The organism is Bacillus sp. N6, assembly GCF_052805735.1.
Map to the genome: position 1 here is coordinate 3,412,898 of NZ_CM127843.1, position 21,473 is coordinate 3,434,370.

General features: G+C 31.6%; 16 protein-coding genes and 1 pseudogene. 9 read left to right on the forward strand and 8 right to left on the reverse strand.

Going from position 1 to position 21,473, the window contains the following annotated elements; translation table 11 throughout:
• Window positions 1–10: 10 nt before the first annotated feature.
• The 3 genes and pseudogenes from ACUXVC_RS17600 to ACUXVC_RS17610 form a co-directional block, all read right to left on the reverse strand.
• Window positions 11–154 (reverse strand): annotated as a pseudogene (locus ACUXVC_RS17600) (bile acid:sodium symporter family protein); the annotation flags it as partial.
• 50 nt (window positions 155–204) lie between these two features.
• Entirely contained in the window at window positions 205–1,596 is a 1,392-nt protein-coding gene (locus tag ACUXVC_RS17605) for an FAD-binding oxidoreductase (RefSeq protein ID WP_446025791.1), read from the reverse strand.
• A 126-nt stretch (window positions 1,597–1,722) separates the two neighbouring features.
• Entirely contained in the window at window positions 1,723–2,121 is a 399-nt protein-coding gene (locus ACUXVC_RS17610) for a DUF2871 family protein (protein WP_000737891.1), read from the reverse strand.
• 255 nt (window positions 2,122–2,376) lie between these two features.
• On the opposite strand from ACUXVC_RS17610, the gene ACUXVC_RS17615 reads away from it, so the two are divergent.
• The 3 genes from ACUXVC_RS17615 to pssA all read left to right on the forward strand — a co-directional run bounded on the left by ACUXVC_RS17615 (window position 2,377) and on the right by pssA (window position 4,632).
• Window positions 2,377–2,880 (forward strand): GNAT family N-acetyltransferase, encoded by a 504-nt coding sequence (locus ACUXVC_RS17615; protein ID WP_098127981.1) that lies wholly within the window; start codon window positions 2,377–2,379, stop codon window positions 2,878–2,880.
• 201 nt (window positions 2,881–3,081) lie between these two features.
• The gene (locus ACUXVC_RS17620; RefSeq protein WP_078186891.1) at window positions 3,082–3,264 is read left to right on the forward strand and encodes a hypothetical protein; all 183 of its coding nucleotides are present in this window, start codon (window positions 3,082–3,084) and stop codon (window positions 3,262–3,264) included.
• Between the two features lie 876 nt (window positions 3,265–4,140).
• Window positions 4,141–4,632: a CDP-diacylglycerol--serine O-phosphatidyltransferase gene (gene pssA / locus ACUXVC_RS17625; protein ID WP_000483075.1), complete on the forward strand. Its 492-nt coding sequence runs from the start codon at window positions 4,141–4,143 to the stop codon at window positions 4,630–4,632.
• A gap of 383 nt (window positions 4,633–5,015) precedes the next feature.
• Here the strand turns inward: pssA and ACUXVC_RS17630 are convergent, their stop codons facing one another.
• The 3 genes from ACUXVC_RS17630 to ACUXVC_RS17640 all read right to left on the reverse strand — a co-directional run bounded on the left by ACUXVC_RS17630 (window position 5,016) and on the right by ACUXVC_RS17640 (window position 7,953).
• Window positions 5,016–5,201: a hypothetical protein gene (locus tag ACUXVC_RS17630; RefSeq protein WP_089171534.1), complete on the reverse strand. Its 186-nt coding sequence runs from the start codon at window positions 5,199–5,201 to the stop codon at window positions 5,016–5,018.
• 49 nt (window positions 5,202–5,250) lie between these two features.
• Window positions 5,251–6,687: an MBL fold metallo-hydrolase gene (locus tag ACUXVC_RS17635; protein WP_089171535.1), complete on the reverse strand. Its 1,437-nt coding sequence runs from the start codon at window positions 6,685–6,687 to the stop codon at window positions 5,251–5,253.
• Window positions 6,688–6,753: 66 nt separating this feature from the next.
• Window positions 6,754–7,953 (reverse strand): FAD/NAD(P)-binding oxidoreductase, encoded by a 1,200-nt coding sequence (locus ACUXVC_RS17640; RefSeq protein ID WP_089171536.1) that lies wholly within the window; start codon window positions 7,951–7,953, stop codon window positions 6,754–6,756.
• 707 nt (window positions 7,954–8,660) lie between these two features.
• Here ACUXVC_RS17640 and ACUXVC_RS17645 point away from each other — a divergent pair.
• Window positions 8,661–9,230, forward strand: a complete 570-nt coding sequence (locus ACUXVC_RS17645; protein ID WP_089171537.1) for a methyltransferase — start codon at window positions 8,661–8,663, stop codon at window positions 9,228–9,230.
• A gap of 412 nt (window positions 9,231–9,642) precedes the next feature.
• Complete coding sequence (locus ACUXVC_RS17650; RefSeq protein ID WP_446025792.1) at window positions 9,643–11,058, forward strand: phosphatidylinositol-specific phospholipase C; 1,416 nt, start codon at window positions 9,643–9,645, stop codon at window positions 11,056–11,058.
• Window positions 11,059–11,329: 271 nt separating this feature from the next.
• Here the strand turns inward: ACUXVC_RS17650 and ACUXVC_RS17655 are convergent, their stop codons facing one another.
• Entirely contained in the window at window positions 11,330–12,706 is a 1,377-nt protein-coding gene (locus tag ACUXVC_RS17655) for a lytic polysaccharide monooxygenase (RefSeq protein WP_089171539.1), read from the reverse strand.
• A 1,392-nt stretch (window positions 12,707–14,098) separates the two neighbouring features.
• On the opposite strand from ACUXVC_RS17655, the gene ACUXVC_RS17660 reads away from it, so the two are divergent.
• The 4 genes from ACUXVC_RS17660 (at window position 14,099) to ACUXVC_RS17675 (ending at window position 19,719) form a co-directional block, all read left to right on the forward strand.
• Window positions 14,099–15,142 (forward strand): Fic family protein, encoded by a 1,044-nt coding sequence (locus ACUXVC_RS17660; RefSeq protein ID WP_001204212.1) that lies wholly within the window; start codon window positions 14,099–14,101, stop codon window positions 15,140–15,142.
• An 854-nt stretch (window positions 15,143–15,996) separates the two neighbouring features.
• Window positions 15,997–17,490: a spore germination protein gene (locus tag ACUXVC_RS17665; protein WP_016080747.1), complete on the forward strand. Its 1,494-nt coding sequence runs from the start codon at window positions 15,997–15,999 to the stop codon at window positions 17,488–17,490.
• A gap of 1 nt (window position 17,491) precedes the next feature.
• A complete protein-coding gene (locus ACUXVC_RS17670) occupies window positions 17,492–18,595 on the forward strand; it encodes a GerAB/ArcD/ProY family transporter (protein ID WP_075678058.1) in 1,104 nt (367 codons plus the stop codon).
• Window positions 18,592–19,719 (forward strand): Ger(x)C family spore germination protein, encoded by a 1,128-nt coding sequence (locus ACUXVC_RS17675; protein WP_016080745.1) that lies wholly within the window; start codon window positions 18,592–18,594, stop codon window positions 19,717–19,719. The genes ACUXVC_RS17670 and ACUXVC_RS17675 overlap by 4 nt, the downstream gene beginning before the upstream one ends.
• A 906-nt stretch (window positions 19,720–20,625) precedes the next feature.
• On the opposite strand, the gene ACUXVC_RS17680 is transcribed toward ACUXVC_RS17675, so the two are convergent.
• Window positions 20,626–21,174 carry a fascin domain-containing protein gene (locus tag ACUXVC_RS17680; RefSeq protein ID WP_095690417.1) on the reverse strand — a complete coding sequence of 183 codons (549 nt, stop codon included), beginning with the start codon at window positions 21,172–21,174 and terminating at the stop codon, window positions 20,626–20,628.
• Window positions 21,175–21,473: the final 299 nt, after the last annotated feature.

The following is a 21,473-nucleotide window of genomic DNA, read 5'->3' on the forward strand; positions in this document are numbered from 1 at the left end:
TTTATCATTCCTATTTTTCTATATTTATTAATACATTTTCATCGCTGAAAGTATTCTTTGCATTTTTTGACCAGATGGTTGCTAATATTGGCCCTGCAATGTTATGCCATACTGCCGCTAATACACTTGGGAGTGCAGCAGCCGGTCCAAAATGCAAAATACTTTCCAGCTATATTACTTATCGCTTCTAGTACTTTCATCCACTCAGCCCCTATCTTTTAATTGAAACACCTTATTCGGATTCAAAATATTTTGCGGATCAAGAGCTTTCTTTATTTTCTCCATTACAAATAATGCCGCCCCATGTTCTTCTTCTTGATACTTTCGTTTTCCGATTCCAACGCCATGTTCTCCTGTACACGTTCCTCCTAGTTTAAGAGCATACAAAACGATACTTTCGTTTATTTCGTCTGCCTTCTTCACTTCCTCTTTATCATTTGCGTCAATCATTAAGAGTACATGGAAATTCCCATCCCCAACATGACCGAGAATACCACCAATAAGGCCTACTTTATCTAATACCTCTTTCGCATGTTGAATTGCGCCAGCTAATTCCGAAATTGGCACACATACGTCTGTACTCATTAGCTTTTTACCAGGATAACTATGCACGTAAGAGTACGCTAAGTTATGTCTTGCATCCCACAGTTTATTTCTCGCTGCTGTTTCCGTCTCAAATGCAATTTCTATACATTTATGATCAAGAACGATTTCTTTCGTAAATTCAATATCTTGCTTTAACCCTGCTTCATTGCCGTGAAACTCTAAAAACAGTGTCGGTTCTTCTCTGTAACTTGTTTCATTGTAATGATTTACTTGTTTCATAGATAATTCATCAACGAGTTCAATTCTCGCGATTGGAATACCTGCTTGTAATATGTTAATTACAGCTTCTACTGCATCATTTATAGTTGGAAACGATGCCCTCGCAGCCATAACATGTTCTGGTATACCGTATACTTTTAAAGTTAACTCCGTGAAACATCCAAGTGTTCCTTCTGAGCCTACGAAAATACCATTTAAATGATAACCTGATGATGACTTCGCCGCTAAATTCCCGGTATGTATTACTCCTCCATCAGCAAGAACGACTTTTAAATCTCGAACTTGATCACGCATTACCCCATACTTTACCGCTGTCGTTCCGCTCGCATTTGTAGCAGCCATTCCTCCTAACGTTGCATCAGCTCCTGGGTCTACACTAAAAAATAATCCATACTTTTTCAATTCTTTATTAAGCTGAGAGCGCGTCACCCCTGGCTGTACTCTCACAAGAAAATCCTTTTCTCTTATTTCAAGTATTTTATTCATAAGAGAAAAGTCCATTGTAATTCCTTTTTCGTAAGGAATTACATGTCCCTCTAAACTGGACCCTACTCCAAATGGAACGACAGCTGTCCCATGCTGACTCGCTATTTTCATTATCGCGCTAACTTCTTCGGTCGTTTTTGGAAAAACAACTACATCAGGTAAACTACTAACATGGTAAGATTCATCTTTACTATGTAACTCTCTTACTGTCATATTTATTACTACTCGATCTTCAGGAAGTATGCCTTTTAATTCATTTACTACATGTTCAATTGTTATTTCCATAATCAACTCTCCTTTTTAAGTTTAAAATTAGTATACCATTTTTATACAAAATAATTAGAAAAATAAGATTATTTAGCGTGAACATAGAAAAAAGAACCTGCAGCACACGCTACAAGTTCTTTTTCACTACATTTTAAACGATTTCTTTATTAACAACATAAACCAAATTAAAGTAACTGCCATCAACGAATGAGAAAACCCTACAATATAAGTTAACCCTTTAAAGTCAGCTCCATTTAACTGAAGAAGCCCTCTCGCTGCTAGCGAACCTAACATTAATGTTAATGCAATGTTATGTAAAACAAACCACTTATTAAACCCTTTCACTTCATGAAACGCGAATACTTTTGCTAATCCTAAAGCAATTAAAAAGAAGAAAAAGCCAAGTACAAGTGTATGTGTATGCAAAAGATTTAACAAAGTAGATCCTAAAATCCCTTTATACTTACCATACTCCCTAGCGAAAATCCCTGATAATAAACCGATAATCAAATACGTAAACGATGCATTATATAATTTCTTCATTATGTACCTCCTTGAGTAGAATGTGTAGTGTGTCATATTTAGTAATAATGATAGTTATATAGTAAAAACTCCTAGTCACCTAGGAGTCATTGTATAAGCATCTCACTCTTTACAATCAATCTTAATTATAAAATATCTCTCTATACAAAACAAACGAACTTTATGTGAACAAACAAAGCCCCACTAAAATATGTTGCACTTTTGTTTTACACAATCCATACTAATTGTTATAACTTTTTAAAGGTGGTGTAATCATTGATAGTTCTTGAAACCGAACGTCTTAACCTTCGTTGGCTTGATATAAAAGACGCTCCTTTTATTCTTGAGTTAGTAAACGATTCTGCATGGATTCAGTTTATCGGTGACAAAGGAGTTAGAAACTTAGAAGATGCAAAAAATTATATTGTAAACGGTCCCATCGATATGTATAACAAACTCGGATTTGGCCTTTACTTAGTAGAATGCAAAGAAGATCTCACTCCACTTGGTATGTGTGGCCTTATTAAAAGAGATTCATTAGAAGACGTTGATATCGGATTTGCCTTTTTAGAAACATTCCGTTCAAAAGGATATGGCTACGAGTCAGCTTCTGCGATAATCGAATACGGTGTACAAAAGCTCGGCATGAAACGAATTGTAGCAATTACTTCTATAGATAACATCGCCTCAGGAAAGCTTTTAGAAAAAGTAGGATTACGATTTGAGAAAATCATTTCAGATTCAGGAGAAGATTTAAAATTATTTGGGTATAACGCATAGTAAAGAAGGTCGCCTTGAATGGCGACCTTCTTTACTACTTTACTGATCTCGTAATAATACTTTTAGTTACATTATAGTTTTGCAGTAATTCTTGTGATTACCACTATTCCTTTCATATCACATTTTTGGAAATTTACAGAAATAAAACTTTCACTTCTAAAGAAAATATATTAATATATTAAATAAAGGAAGTGAAAATAAATGGAACAACCGCTATTTTTATTAGTTCTTCAATTCATTGCATTTATATTAATTATTTGTATCGTATATGGAATCTTGTACAATACCGTATTGAAATTAAATATGCCTAAATGGACTGCACATATAGTAGCTACGGTATTTTCACTTGGTATCGCCTATCAAGCTTTTATAAATTTCATTTGAATAACCTTTGTAGCAATTACTTCTATTGTTGATGCAGTAAAGCTTTTAGAAAAGCAGAATTGCAATTTAAGAGGATTATTTCAAAATCAGGAAACGTAGCCATTTTTTATAAAGTCTGTCCTGCGCAAAATAGTAAAGAAGTTAGTTTCGCTGAAAATGTGTTTGCATAACAAGAAATGAATTTAATTGATCCTGCAAAAATTTTATTTTAATTCTAGTTCTATTGTTTGAAATCGTTCTAGGGTACCATTTGTGTGGACTTTAAAATTTTTCATTTGCGCACCAAAATGTTGCGTTAAGTAAAATGTATCACCAGTTATTAAATTTCCAATCTTCCAATGAGGTTGATATGTACTTTCCATGGAACTTTCTAAATTCCTATTCATTACTAAATTGATATATAATGATGATAAACTATTCGACATTTTCGTTAAAGATAGTCTCTAACTACCTAATGAACTCAAGTAAACGCATCTTCAGTCATTTTAAGAGATACAAAAGGCACCCTTTCGGGTGCTTTTTGTATAAAAACCCCATTTTATATTCGATACCAACCACGAAACTTTTTAGAATAATAGTATCATTATGTCTCCTTTTTAGAGATTATTTTTAATTACCTTGAATTTTTTGCACCAGAACCGGAAAATCCCTAACTACTCGAAATATCAACTATCAAGTGCTAATATTCAATAACGCGTACTGAAAATGATTAAACATTTTTATAAACCAGTGGAACATTTAAGAAATCAATTTTTCTCTTATCGAAATTTAATTAGCTTACAGTAATACAGTGGTCATATATTTTTAAGAATAACGGAAGAATATATAGAAATTGCTACAGAAATGTGAAGTTTAATTAATTTAGGAGGAACAAACTTGTTTAATCAGCTTGTAAAAATTATACCGAATTTATTTACGATTGGAAATTTATTGTGCGGTGTTTTCTCAATTACCTTGAATATGAGTGAATATTTAGGAACAGCCTCCATTCTCATTTTCTTTTCAGCTGTTTTAGATTTTCTTGATGGAAGAATTGCGAGAAAATTAAAAGTGAACAGTGAGTTTGGCGTAGAATTGGATTCCTTAGCTGATATTGTTAGTTTCGGCGTCGCTCCTGCGCTTTTATTTCATACGATAGCAACACCTTCTATTTTAACTTCTTTGGCATTTATCCTATTCCCAACAATGGGTGCTTTAAGATTAGCTAAATTTAGTATTAAACCAACTATTGGATATTTTAAGGGATTACCTATTCCAGCTGCAGGATTATCATTGGCTGGTATGGCATTGTTTTCATATAGTAATGCATGGATTACTTTAATCCTCGCCCTCTTAATGGTAAGTCCCATTAGGTTTAAAAAATTTTAATTAAGGTCACGCCCAACGCCATTAAGGAGCATCTCAAATAGATTTAACGCGTCAATAAGTATAAAAAAGCGGGACAATAATATTAAATTAGGTGCCCTTCGTAAAAATTAAAACCTTGTATTTATGGCTATTGGGTTAATCCATCGATATGTTATTGTGAAACGTCAATCCACTTTTAACAGGAGCTCCCTTTATCAAGAGAGCTCCTGTTCTTATTTCTTCTTCTTTTCTGTCGGTTGGCTTTGTTTAGCAAAATTAGATGAATCATCAAAATTCGGTTGCTTTTTACCAGCATTATTACTTCTACCTTTTCCCATATGTAATGCACCTCCCCTCCCCCTTACTATTCCCAATAAAAAAATTCTCTTGCATCCAAGAGAATTTTAAATTGGGTTCTTATTGATAATACCTAAGTACTTCCAACACTGCCATTCCATAAAAGATGGATCCAATGTTAAATTATTTAATGCTAAAACAAATATTACATTTTCATATTTAACTGGATAATCAATTAATAATCCTAATGTATTTCCTGAAGCTGCAACAATTATGATTTCCTTGTCTAACACGTCATCTATAACTTCTTTTAATTATCCTTACCTATCATATAATATTTTCCTACACATTGAGATTGCATGTTGTATAAGGAAGCCCTTCTTTTTTCCATGCAAGAAATCCTCCCTTTAAATTCACTACTTCCTTTATACCAGCTCTTTGTAAAATACTAGCTGCTATAGCGGAACGTAGTCCGGTTCGACATTGCAAAACTATTGGACAATCTTTCGGTATATAATCTATCTGTTCAATTAGATTACCTAAAGTGATATGTATTGCATCATGAAGGTGTCCTTCCTCCCACTCTTTTTTACTACGCACATCGATAACCTTAACGCTTTCACCTTTTATATGCGGATATAATTCAATCGATGTTTTTTCTTTATAACTTTCAAATCTATCAAGTCTTTGTATTACTTTTAAGGGTGCAAAAGCAATAATATTATCTAACCCAATGGATTCAAATTCTCTAATAACTGCCTCCACTTTAACTTTTTCTTCATCTAGAATTATTAAAGTTTCTTTTTTATAATCTAATAACCATCCACACCAAGTTGTGAATGAATTGTTATAAGGTATGTTAATTGATTTCTCAATATGACCTGCAGCAAAACTCTCTACATCCCTTATATCAACTATTTGATGAACGCTCCTCAAAATTTCTTGAAGTTCTTCTACTGTATTAATAGCAGTACCTTTTCTCTTCTTACGAATTGGCGGACCATACTTATTTAAATTCTTCATTAATGAAAAATACTTTGGAGGCTCTGGCTGTCCCGTCAATAAAGTCGATACAAAATCACTTTCTTCAGTACACTGAAATGCCCAATTGAACATCTTTTCATAACCTAATGTAGAAGTTGGAATTGCTCCTAATGCTTTTCCACATGCGCTTCCTGCACCATGTGAAGGCCATATTTGCAAATAATCAGGGAGTATTTTTATTTTTTGTATAGAATCAAATAATTGTTTCGCTCCTATTTTTGCAGTATCTTTCATGCCGACAGCAGTTTCTAATAAATCCGGTCTTCCTATATCCCCTACAAATATAAAATCACCTGTGAATATTCCTATCGGCTTATCATTGGTATAGTTATTTTGACTTGTATCAGTTACTAAAAAAGAAATACTTTCAGGCGTATGCCCTGGGGTGTGAATTACATTAAATTTTATATGGCCTACTTTAAACTCTGTGCCCTCTCTAACCAATTTGTATCGACCTTCGTTAAGATATTGATATTTCCAATCACAATCTCCTTCATCAGATACATATAAATTTGCATGATAAAGATTAGAAAGTTCTCTAGATCCAGAAAGAAAATCTGCATGAATGTGAGTCTCAGCTGCAGCAATTACTTCCATCCCCTCTTTCTTAGCAAACTCTATATATTGTTCTATATAGCGACCTGGATCAATTACAATTGCTACACCTTCCTTCTGACAACCGACTAAATAGGAAGCATGTGCTAATTTTTCATCATAAAAATATTTTAAAAGCATAGTTATTCCCTCCAAATAGTTATTTCAAATTGTTTTTCAATTTTTATAACCACTTTTTATCTTCTCCTATAAGGTCCCTTTCAACATTAAATTCCAATACATATAGGGCAACATATATCTTTTAAGTAAAAACATACTATACCGTTCTTTCGCTTGATTAAATGGAAACGTTTCTTGGGGCTCATGTTCATAATTAAATTCAGCGAGTATAAGACTTTTATATCCTGTAACAATCGGACAGGATGTATATCCATCATATTTAGCATGCAAGTCTCTTCCGTTAATTACGTCCATAATATTTTGTTTTAAGACAGGTATTTGTTTTCGAATTGCCGCTCCAGTTTTAGAGGTGGGTAAATTGGTACAATCTCCAAGTCCAAAAATATTCTTATACTGTATATGCTGTAAAGTATAAGGGCTTATATCTACCCACCCCTGAGAATCACTTATCTCACTCTCTTTAATAAAATTAGGTGGCCCCATTGGTGGAACAACATGGATCATACTGTATGGTACAGTTTCTCTTTTCAGTGTTTGCGTATCTTCAAAAATTGCTTCTTTCTTTTCGGCAATAATTTCTACTAAGTTTTTATTATAATTTGTTATAATTTGCTTTCTTTCTAGCACTTGTTCTAAAGTATTTGCATAACGTGGAACCTGAAATATGTTAGCGTTCGCAGTATAAAACATTACTTCACTTTTGTTTCTTACACCGCTATTAGAAAAATACTCTTCTGCTAAATACATAATCTTTTGTGGAGCACCACCGCATTTAATAGGAGTATTGGGGTGGGTAAAAACCGCATTTCCTCCTTTAAATTTTTCAATTTCTCTCCAAGTTGAATCAACATATTTATAAGAGTAATTACTACAAACCCCATTATTCCCAATAGACTCTTTTAAGCCTTTAATACCTTCCCAATTTATTTGTATTCCGGCTGCTACAATAAGAATTTCATACTCAAGCAACAGTCCATCATCTAAAAGTATCTTATTTTCAGATGGACATAACTTAACAACACTTTTAGGGATCCACGTTGCCCCTTTTGGAATAAGTGATTCTTGATCACGCATCGTACTTTCCTTTGAAACAATTCCTCCCCCCACTAAACTCCATAGTGGCTGAAAATAATGTTTTTTTGACGGATCAATAATCGCTATACTTTCTTTCAATAGGGGGACATTTCGTAATAAATGTGCAGTAGAAGATAGTCCTGCAGTCCCGGCACCAATGACAATAATTTTATAACTATCTCTAGTCTTCATTATCCTCTTCCTATCTAAAATTGATTTTTAAATTAACTAATTAGTAGCCATATTTTCATCGTAGTAACATTATTATAAGTTAAAAACACCATAGTTTTATCATATTTAAGTGAAAATTCCGTTAATTACACCATTACCATTACTATATGCGTAAATCCCCTATGTTACTTCCATATTTTATTTTAAATAACAAAACCATATATTGTTACATCGAATAAAACTAATATCTTAAAATACTTTTCATGAATCCGGATAAGTAATGTTTAAAAAAAACAAGATCTAATATCTTAGCTGTTACAATAAGTAGATTCACATAATTCACAACTAAGACAAGCATTAAATATCACTTAAGTTTCTTTACCTTTTTCTGTATATAATGATAAAAAATTGTGAAATTTTATCGCATTATACAAGACATTTAATATCAAATATATTACTTTTACTATGAACTAAATGTGTTTATAGGACTTTTTTAAATAAACAAGGTGCTAAATTAATTCTCAAGAAGTCATTACTATTACATTTATCTAAAAATTGAAAAAATATGTGTAGATGGATATCATCTTAAATACATATATGATTTTTAATTTTCTGACACGATTTCACATAATTCTTAAACTGATTTTTTGCGTACATTATGAAAAAAAATGCACCGTGTCAGTCTTTAAAAGATTATATATCAAAACTTTTAGAGAGGAAGAAAAACTATGAAGATGAAAAGGAAAATCATGATGACAACAGCACTTGCAGCTACGTTAGCTACAGGTGCACTACCTACTACCTCAGTGTTTGCTGCAGAAAAGGAGGCTCCCATTCAACCAAAAGAGGCACAATTAAGTATTCAACCTTTTGCACAAAACAATTTGGAAACAGCCGTTCAAGCTGCCTTAAATGGTCCAGAAGTCAAAAAAATCAAAGTATTTGAACATGAATTTAATGTAAAAGAAATAGAAGTAGTAAATCTAGGTGCAGGAAAAAAATATGTTAAGGGGCAAATCTCTCATCATTTAAGTTTTCGTCCAGATGATCAATTTTATTATGAGTTTACAGTACAAGATGGAAAGGTACTAGATAAACCTGTATTTAATATTGATAGAGGTGGTTGGACACCATTTGCTGCTCCACTTTTATCAATTCTTGCTGCGTATAATGGAATTCCAGTTAATCCAAATGATTTAAATGCACTTGGTCAGCAGATTGGTAAAGTTATAGATGGAAGCTGGGAACATGCAGCCCAATCAATTGCAACTGTAGTTAGTCTCAGTTTTAATGAGTAGAATTTTTCAATTTTTATTAGCAGTGTAGAGATCTGCTTTTTGTAATCAGCCTTGTTATAAGAGATTCTAAAACAGCTATTAATAAATTTTTACCACTCAATCACATTATCTTGACTTGTTTACCACCTTATCATTCATTATATGTCACAAAATAGAAGTCTTTTTTAGGACTTCTGTTTTGTTTGTATTCAATACGATAAACAGTTGTTTTTTGGAGGCTATACTTCGAGTTTTCAAGAATCTGTTTAGCTATTAGGGACAATTTATAATAAAAAATTATTAAAGTCTCAAATAACTTACTCCCCCTATTGTTAATTATTTTTAAATACAAAAATTTATTATCTTAAGAATGAAAAACAATAAATATAGTAAAAAATCATCTAACAATTGTTTAAAGGTCAGGAGAGAAAAAATGAACAAAATAAAAATGAGAAATTTCTTTAAAATTAGCATCCTTACTTGTATTACACTAGCAAGTTTAAGTACACCATCTACTATTTTAGCTGATAGTCATCCAGGTTACTCCTACGAATCCAATATAGGGTATCAAAATCCATCGTGGATGTCGAAAATAGAAGGTTCAACAAAAATAAGTGAAATATCTATTCCAGGGACTCACGGTACGATGGCTTTACATGGAGCGAGTTTTCTTGATGAAAATTTGACAAGAAATCAAACTATGAGTTTATCCCAACAATTAAATTCCGGAATTCGATATGTAGATATGCGTGTTAAACGTGTAAAAGATTCTTTTGCAATGTATCATGGCGTTGTAAATCAAAAAGCTGTGTTTGAAGATGTATTAAAAGAGACCATTCAATTTTTAAAAGATCACCCAACAGAAACAATATTAATGCGCTTAAAAGAAGAAACTACTCCTGAAAGTGGATCTCTATCATTTGAGGAGATATTTTTAAAATATAAAAACGTTAATGCTTCATATTTTTGGGATCCTAATTCCGTACCAACTTCAGATAGAAATAACCCTACTTTAGGAGATACCCGCGGGAAAATTGTAATCTTACAAAACTTTACATCCACTCAATTGTACGGGATTGATTACGAAGGTTTGAATATACAAGATAAATTTGAAATTGGAAGCGGACCAGACGAAATATATACAAAATGGATTGCGATAAAAAACCATCTACAAAATACAAATACTAATTTTAATAATGGAAAAATTTATCTCAACCATTTTAGTGGTACGGGGGGCGCAGCCGCATTTTTAAATAATGTATATCCTTGGTTTGTTGCAAGCGGAAAAGAGAGCAGAAATACTGACAGTAGTCCTAAATTGATTCAAACGAATTCCACTAATGCGTGGAGTGATTTCCCTCGCGATAGAAACGGACAAGTATACTATGGGGGGATGAATACACTTGGGACCGAACTCTTACAACAAGGCGCAATTAAACATTCTGGTATCATCGCAGCTGATTTTCCCGGTCCAGGTTTAATTAATAGTATCATTAAATTAAATGGTATACATTCAAATGAAAAGGAAATATTAATTTCACAAATATCATCTGAATCTAGTCCTTTATCAGGGCAACAAAATCGATCCAGCCAAAACTTTAAAATTGATAGTTTACCTGTAGGTACCAAAGAATTAAAATGGGTTATTGTGCCTTCAGAAAAAGATTATCCTTCTACTATTTCTTTCAATGTAATGATTGATGTTTCCCTAGGAATAGATTCCACTCGTTGGAAAAATATTTCACATGAATCTAGGACTGAAGCTTACACAAATACTAAATATTATATTGCAAGTCCAATTGGTGCCACTAGCAAATTCACAGTGAAAATATACGCTATTACAAATTAGAAAAAAAGAATCCCAATGGAATTCCATTGGGATTCTTTTTTAATTTCATTTCGTAAACATTAGGATGGCGTTTAAATTTTATCCCGCATTAACGGGCGCCCGTAAAAGCCCGATTGGTGAGGGATGATAATCAGTGGGGGATGAACAAAACCTTCACTGATTAAAGTTTCACTTTATTAACATATCATTTAATCCATTAGATAATTATATTTGAAACAGCCCTTAATTTTTAAAGAGCAATCCAAAATTGTTAACTACCTTTTTCAGCTTATCATTTATTCAAAACTGGCTTCCAAAGCGATAAAGCAAAAATCCAATTTGAGTCGCCATTTCCTTGATGATTTTGAACTGCTTCATACACTTTCCCCTCATGTACTACTCTATCACCTTTAGTATATGCTTTTCTTGCATCCCATTTTTCATATACGGAATCCTCTGACTTTGTTGTTACATTCAAAACATCACTTCTACTAGATTCATTTCCAGCTAAATCAACCGCCGTCACTACATATTTATACGATGTATTAGCCTTCAAATCTTTATCCATAAAGGATGAATTAGCCGCGGTCCCAATTTTATTCATAACCCCAGCGCTTTCTCTATATACAATATAATGGTCAACACCTACATTATCTTCTGACGGACTCCACATCAAATCAACAGTTGTCGCTGTTGTACCCATAATATGTAATCCTTTTGGTTGACTTGGAGCCTCTATATCTGGGATTGCATGTGTTGTCTTAACCTTTAGTTTTTCGCTTTCTTTTGATATGTTTCCAGCAGAGTCTAATGCCTTTATTGTATAGGTATATTCCGTATCTGCTTTTAACTTTTTATCAATAAAAGTTGTACCTGGTACCGTATCAATTACTTCTCCATTACGTAACACTTGATATTCTTTTACACCTATATTATCAGTAGAAGCCTTCCATGTTATTTCAACACTATTGGCAGAAACTTTAGAGGCATTTAATTCAGTTGGTTGACTTGGAGCTACTGTATCAGGTGTTTCATTATTTACTAAATTTACATCAATTACATTATAAAAGGCATTTGACGTATCTGCTACATCCCATACAGCTAAAATAACATGATAACCATTACGATCAGTTGGTACATTAATTGTATGTGTTAAATTATTTGATGCAGCCGAACCGTCATGTTTCACAGTACCAATTGGTTCTAATTCAGCACGTGTTAACGGTTTGTTAGGATCCCATCCCTTTTTTGTAATGTAATAATGCCATTTACTTGTAGAATGTGCTGCTGTATATTTCCATGTAAATGTATTTTCTCCACCCTTAATTGTGTTTTTGAACCAACGATTTGTTGTTTGTTGGTCAAGAGTTCCTCCAAATAATCCTCCTGCCGAAGCGATTTTCCCATCAATCGGTCCACCATCTGGAAACCCTTTAGGTGCTTCTAGACTTTGAGGTTCATACATTACATTTCCACAATTTAAATTTAATGCCCCATAATTCTGACTACATAAAGCAGCACGACTACTCGGTTTTTCAACAAACCCATGTGCATACGCACTTTGAGGAATCATTGTAATTGCCGTCACCCCTGCAGCCAGAACACAAGCACCAATTCCTTTTTTACTTTTTCTTAATCTTTCCAATTTAGATGTTAATTTCAAATTCATTCTTGTCCCCCCAATATATTGTTCTCGCTAATATAATAGCAATATAGGGATAAACGAACAAATCACCAATTAATATATTAATATCTCTCATAAATTGGTACATTTATTATTATTTTTAATCTCCTATAAAAATAAAGTAAATACAATTACGCTATTTTGTAACATTATGTATTTAAAGAAGACTAAAAACTCCGTTTGATTTCACAAAAAATTCAAATATTAAAACAGATAATTAAATCATGTAGGAAAAATAAATTTTTTATATTACAAAAAAAGCAAAAAAAGTCTGGAAGAAACCGATTATATCCGTTTCTTCCAGACTTTCACTTCTTTTATACCACCACAAATCCTTTAACCTTAAACATATACACTTGAGGTTAAAACCCACATAACTAATATTATCTATATATTGACTAGCTTCTAGATGTTAAAATTCATAAATTAATAGTAACAAATCAAATAAAACAAGCCTTTTAACAAACACATATAATACTCCTACTAATTCAAACTAACGCTTAATTACTCATAAAATAACTTAAGGTATCTAGCTTAACTATATTTTCTTTATTAATAGCCATTTTCTATCCTGTATTTCCTTACTTTAAACAGATTATCAAGAGATTATTAATGTCCAAGAAAAGAGAAATGATTTAAAAATCTAATTTTAATTATCGTATTTTAATAATTTGTTGTGTTATTTTTATCTAATAAGGTACAGAAACAAAGGATGAACTTCAGTGTGCTTGAGAAACGTTCTTAGGGTGGAACGTTTAAAGGGTACTTTAGTACTGAGTTTTTATTAAATGTTCCTGTACCTAATATTTAAATTAACGTATGTCAAAATATTTTACAATACGAGTATTAAACGTTACATATTTTTATATAAAATGATACATTTCATCAACAGGCCTCTTCTAATCTTTATGATAAATATAGAAAATTCAGCTCTTTAGGATTTAATTTTAGAATTCTCATAAAAGTATATAATAGATTAGGCACATAATTGTCACAAATTAATAGTTTATCTACTTTTTGATTAGCTATGAAAACTTTATTACCACTTCAATATTTACCGCTAAACTAAAGCACCTCTGTACCTACAATTTCTTAAAATTCTTTTAAATAATCTTTCAAAAGAGTCAATAGTTTTATATTTTTTATTTTTTTATTGTACATTTGTACATTTGATGTTAGGATTATGCCTATTAAAATTGAATCCTAACGATTCTTCTTTATAATTTCCATGTTTTAATTGTTAAATAAAAATATTGATTCTGATATATATTTAAAATCAGAATGAAAATGTCGTTATTTTACAATGATGTCGTGGCATACCTTTAGAATGGAAAGATATATGCAACAACGTGTTAAGGGGTTACAGGGGGAACAAAAATGAGAGACTTTTTTGATGATAAGTATAAAAATATTGAATTGAAAAGGAGGTTAATAAATTTAATAAGTGAAATTAGCGAATTCAAAGGAAAATTAGCTGCTTATCAGGAACAAAACCCGGACATATTTAATAGCTTAGAAAAAACTATACCACTACATTACATAAAAAATTTCACAACTATTTACGAGGATATAAAAGTTCCTAATAAAAGATTAAAAGAACTTATTTTAGATGATATCGTACCTCAAAATATTTCGGAAGATGCTATTTTTTGCTATTATCAAACACTTTCTTTTGTACATAAAAACTCCTGTACTTTATTAATCAATCCAGCAACTATACAGGAATTACATTTTCAACTAATACATTACATTACCTCTGACAGTGCCAAATGGCGTGAAAAACCTTTTATTATTCCAGGAATTCCAGAACATGGAATGCACTTGAATAGTTACCGCATTCTTCCGCATGAACTTATTCCACAGTTTATGGAGCAATTATGTGATCAATACAACTCATTAAATACTAGTAAGGGGCTTCATTCACTTTTATTAATAGCTCGTTTTATATTAAATTTTTATTGCATAGTCCCTTTCAATCAAGGTAATAACAGGTTGGCATTTATGTTAATGCAATTGCTGTTAATTAGGAGTGGACACACATTTGTAAAATATGTATGTTTGGATAAATATATTAAGAAACATGAATCTGATTATTACAATTCGATTTATAAATCTTCGGTGAATTGGTACTGCGAGGAACATAATAATAGCTTTTGGTTAAAAACGTTTTTAACAATTATATTAGAGGCTTACAAAGATCTTCATAACACAGTTCTAGATTCTATATGTAAACATACTAAAGTTGAGAGAATTCAGAATTTTATACTTAAACAAAAACAACCCTTTACTAAGGAAAGTATTCGTAACACTTATCCAGACATTGCAGAGAGCACAATCAGTAAGGCTTTAAATTCCTTGCAACTGTTTGGCCATATTAAGCTAGTTACAAAAGGAAGAAACGCAAAGTGGATTAAAATTTGACCATACTTTCAAGATACCTGAGGTTCACAAATTCAATAATAACTTTATCATTGAATTTCATTTTCCTTTTAAGCTATTATTACTTTTTTAGTTATTTCTAATTCCAACAAAACAGTTTATAGGAAAAGGTCCGCTTCCCTCCGCCTTTTCCTATAATAAAATTAAATATAAACATAGAATAATTGTCGAAAAAAGTCGTATTTTAATATTTTTTCTTTATTTTCTGGTTGTAAACGTTTCACTTTCATGTTACCATCTTAATCAAACAATAGATGGTAATAAAAATGAAAGTATTTCTTTCCCTTAGAAACATATAAACGTACGGTAATATCAAGAAAATAAGGCCAAAGAAATATTTGATACCTACCAAAATAATGAATAGGAATTTTGTTGCGCTGTTTTTTCTGATAATTAAGAAAATGCATTTTGTCCCTAAACAAAATTTGTTGGTGCGCAAAATTCAAATACACTAGAACATCCAAATAAATGAAATATCCTTTTTCATTGAGTATTAAGGTATGAAAAAAGAATTCTTCCTACAAAATTTAGCTGATTAACATAAAGACATCTAAATTACTACCTTTATCGCCATCTATTGTTGACAACATATTTACCAAATAAAAAGAACCTATCGAGGGTTCTTTTTATTATAATCATTCAAATTTCAATTCTATCTTAATACTTACATTTCCACACAAATTACATCTACTTTTTGCTCTCAATTATTGAATTAATAATATAGCACATCAAATTTATTAATTCTTATCTTCAATTAGTTTAAATTAGTGAATAAAATTCAATCATATAAAAATAATAAATACAACTAATCGTTATATATTAAAGAGGTGTCAATTTTGTCCTTAAATGAAGAGACCTTAGAAACTAAGACAGATAAAACCATTGAAAAGATCCAAACAAGTAACTTAAAACAACTTAAAAATACACTAGATAATATCTTTGATATTAGTGCAGATTTAATTGAACATCCTTTGCAATTAAAAACAAACACGAATATTTTACTATATTATTTTGAAGGCCTTACAGATGGTGTTGCATTAAAAACCAATGTTGTTACACCATTATTACAAGAAGTAAATGAAGACAGTCAAATATTTAATTCTAATATTATTGCTACTCATACCAAAATAGTATATACATGGAATGAAATTAAAGAAGGATTACTTGAGGGGCAATGTGTACTGTTTATGGAGAAAGAAAAGCGGTCACTTCTAATAAATACAAAAGGCTGGGCAGAGAGAGCAATTCAAGAGCCAATTTCAGAAGTTACTATTAAAGGATCCCATGATGGATTTATTGAAAATGCCACAAAAAATATAGGTCTTATCCGTCGATATATTCCTTCTACAGAGTTAAAAATCAAAAAGCTGACGATTGGAGAACGAGCCACTTCTTTAGTCTATTTAATTTACTTAGGTGATGTAGCAAACGCAGATGTAGTCCAAGAAATTGAAACTAGAATCTGTAAAATCAAAACAGATGCGGTATTAAGTATTGGAGAGCTATCTAATTATACAAAAGATCAAAATTGGACTCCTTTTCCACAGGCTTATTTAAGCGAGCGCCCAGACGCCATTTCAAATCATATACTTGATGGGAAAGTAGCAGTATTAATGGATAGATCTCCTGGTGCAATGGTTGTTCCTATGAATTTGATTGGATTTTTTCAAACCCCAGATGACTATAATATTCATTGGCTCATCGCATCATTTTTTCGCTTATTACGATTTGCAGGATTTATTATAGCTATTTTTTTACCCGCATTTTATATTGCTATAGTCTCTTTTCACTTTGAAATTATTCCTATAGACTTATACACTTCTATTGCAACATCAAGAGTCAAAGTCCCTTTCTCCCCCTTATTGGAAGCTTTTATAATGGAAATTACACTAGAAATGCTACGTGAAGCTGGTATTCGCTTACCACAACCAATTGGACAAACTATTGGGATCGTTGGAGGGATTGTAATTGGGCAGGCAGCTGTTCAAGCTGGTCTTGTTAGTAACGTTATGGTTATTATCGTATCTATTACAGCCATTGCTTCATTTATTGTTTCTAATTATGATTTATCAAGTTCTATACGCCTTATCCGTTTTCCAATGATGTTATTGGCCTACTTTTATGGGATTGTCGGTATTGTTAGTGGATTAATGCTCTTATTTGCTCATTTTGTTTCACTAACTTCCTATGGTTCACCATACGGCATGCCAATCGCACCATTTCGTCTCCAAGAGCTAAAAGATTCTTTTGTAAGATTTCCTATTTCGATGATTACCACCCGCTCGAGTACAGGACAGCCGAAACAAAGAAAGAAAAAAGAAGGTGGTTAACATGGGGTATCTTAAGTTCCCAAAAGTAACTTTATTCGAATTTATTATTTTCATTCATTCGCTGCAACTTGCATCTGGTATGTTAATTATGCCAAGCCCACTTGCTACTACTGCTGGTACAGATGGCTGGATTTCGATCATTCTCGGATGGATAGTTACTTCTATAATCGGTGTATTTATTATATTAATGTTACAAAAAAATCCTAACAAAAATTTCTCACAAATCTTAAAAACATACTTTGGTAAATGGATAGGGACAATTCTTTTTCTTGCATATGCCTTTTATCTATTTTTTGCTGGATTTAATACTTTATTAAAGGCAACTGATATTGTAAAAGTGTGGATATTCCCTTCCACTCCTGCTTATCAAATCACCATATTATTACTATTACCTTTCATTATTTTAGCCCTGAGTGGGTTAAGGGCTCTTACTAGTTATTCTATGCTTGTTTTCTTCTTCACGACTTGGATGCCACTATTTCTTCTTTTTTCACTAAAGACTAACTACAATCCTTTACACCTACTACCTATATTTAAAGAAGGATTATACCCTATTGTAAAAGCAACAAAAGAAACCATTACTCCTTATGCTGGGCTAGAAATTGCATATTATATATACCCATTCTTACAAAAAAAACAAAAAGCCATAAAAGGACTACTAATAGCGAATACTGGAACCATGTTTTTCTATCTATATGTTACTATTCTTTCTTATATATACTTTAGTCCAGAGGGGATAAAAGACGTAATCTGGCCAGTATTTCATCTGTTAAAAGGGGTTCGTTTTTCTTTCATGGAACGATTAGAAATTATATATATCGCTTACTATTTAATTGTATTTTCCACTACGATATATCCGTATTTATTTTTCAGTTTTGAATCTGTGACCATTTCACTTCAAAAAAACGCCCGCAATTGGGTGCTGCTTGCTTTTATGTTATTTATAGTTGGCCTATTTATTTTCCTAAATCCTGATGTGGATCAATATTTGTTTATATATTCTCTTATGGATATCTTAAATGTCGTTTTCTTTATTCTATTACCAATCTTATTTTTCACTTACAGTATTCTTTTTACTTGGATTACTAGGAGGAAACAACTTTGATTCGAAAATGGATATGGATTGTAATTTGTTGTGTATATATAATTGGTTGTAGTCAGAGAATTCCTCTTGAGAAGGTTTCATTAATCCTGTTAATTGGCTTGGATAGAACCCCTAATGGAGATATAAAAGTTGGAACAAGCATACCACTCTTTCATCATAAACAGCAAAAAAGTACTATAGAACATTGGACACAAGCATCAACTGTATATACTGGATTCAGTAAGATAGATACGAAGTTAACGGGCTTTATGACAGCTTCCAAAGCTGAAATCATTTTAATTGGGAAAAAATTAGCGCAAGAAGCAAATTGGTTGCAGGAGCTTGATTCTTCTTACCGTGATCCTTACGCTACCATTAATGCTAAAGTAGTACTTGTAGATGGACCTGCAGAAGAAATTTTTAAAATTCATAAGCCTAGTAAACCATCACTTTCATCTTATATAAATGGTGTAATTGAATCGTCAATTCAAAATAACCAATCCGTCTCTTCTACAATTCAACAATTAATGAGAGAACAAAATGAAGAAGGAATGACGCAAGCTGTTCCAATTATCAAAAAAACAAAGAATGAAATCGACACAGTAGGAATTGCATTTTTAAATCGAAAAGGGAAATATTTAACTCATATCCCTAAAAAAGATGTTAAATTTTTCAATCTTATAAATAAGCAAAAAAGTAGCGGGCGAATGATACTACACCTTGCGCTTCCTCCTAAAAAGTCGAACAAAAAAACAAACACTTCTATCTTCGTGCAGAACGCGACAAGGAAGGTAGTTGTTAATTTTCAAAACGGAAAGTTTGTATTTAATCTCGATATATATGCTAATGTAGCTTTAATAGAAAAAACCAATGCGAATTTAATTAAGGGACACTATGATAATAAAAAAAATATAAATAATTTAAAAAGGGCTATTCAAAAAGAAATTAATAATAATTTACAAAATATGTTGTATGAAATACAGCAGAATAAAATTGATCCAATCGGATTATCCCTATATGCTAGAGCATTTCAATATAAAGAGTGGAAAAAAGTAAAAGGTGATTGGTTGCAAGCGTTAGCAGAGGCTAAAATAAATGTAAAGACGCACGTCAAAATAAAAGATACTGGGACCATTAGAAATTAGACTGGGATTTAATAGCATTACTCAGTAGTATTTTTTCTCTTAAATAATTATTATGTAAAAAATGCTAACGTAAAAAATCTTTCCGTTCTTTTAAAAGAGAAATAATTCAACTACGGTAATCAAACACCAGTTTCTAATTTAGTGAGCTGAAGAAATTATAACTCTGTTGTAGTAGATATGCCCGATTCCATTCCGATTGTAATCCATGACATAGCGTCAAAGCCTAAATTCCTAAATTAAGGAATTTAGGAATTTAGGAATTTAGGCTTTTTGAGTTCGCAAGAATATCTTGGTTTTAGTTCTATGTACCTTACTACAATAATTACAGGGTCTTTGTTTATTTTATTTGCTTTTAGATAATACACACCCAATTTCAGTTAAAATTGTTTAAATGTTAATTAATTTTTAAAATGATATATCTATAAGCTCTTTTAGCAAATATAATATATGTATAATATAATATTATACATATATAACCAACTTGGGGACTATTATTAGTTTTCTAAATACAGACTTAATTAACACTATACAAATAGTGTTAATTATCTTAATTGAATATTAGTAATAGTAAGTATAAACATTATCAATTTACTATATATTACATTTATGTAAAAATAGATGTATGTTAAGCTTATTCAAAATCTTTCCCCTAATAAAGATTTGAAGTAGCATTTCATGATTCTCCTTACTGTTAATATGCCTTGAAAAAGAACCCTATAGGGTTCTTTTTCTTTTCATTATAACCTCAGTAAGTCCTTATTTAACATGTAAAAAGGACTGCTAATTACTTGCAGCCCTTTTACACGTTAATATACACTTGTATTAAATACTTAATACTTTATTGTATTAAGGCGTTTATAAAAACTAAACATGCCATTATCATTTAAATATATAACACTTCAAAGTTTAGAAGTATACAATAACAAATCTTTCCCAGCTTCCAGCTACATAACTAGTAGCTGTTAATTCTCTACCACCATTTGCTGATATATATCTACCATTACTTAATGCTTGTAATACATATATCCTATTGTCTCCACCATTATATAAGATAAACTTTTCCCATGCCCCAATTGATGTACGATCTGCTACTACTCTACCATTTGGCTCAAACGAAACATACTTCCCATTACTTTTAGCTTTTAAAGCGTACGTATATAATTCCCCAGTCGGAATTAATTCGAATTTCTCCCATTCATTAACTGCATTACGATTTGCTATTACATTTCCAAAAGGCTCAGCGGAAACATATTGTAAATTTGCTGCCTGGATAGCAACTGTCCAACTTCCATTAAATAAATTCACGCCTTTTAGTGAACCTGCTTTTGATAGGTTGGCTGCCGATACATCATTCGATGGGGTAATCATCAATATCATTAAAACCATCGACAACACCATTAAAACTAACTTTTTTGAGATTGCACTACCACTTGCACGTGTTATGAACCTTTTCATTCCCATTCCTCCCTTAATATACAGAACTCATATACATCATACTAAATATGTAAAATATTGTAATATAAAAGTTGATTTATCAACAAATACCTTACTATTCTGTTTCTTTTTTCTCAAATCTATAGCACTTAAACATGTATCAATTCTCAAGCACATTTTTTAAATTATTTTCTCCTGATAAAAGAATGTAGCAGTTGATAGCAACGAGAGTATATATAAAAGAGAGAATATTTTCATTTCACTTCTCTTTAAATAAAAGCCAAATAGCCGTTCATAATGAACGACTATTTGCATCTAAC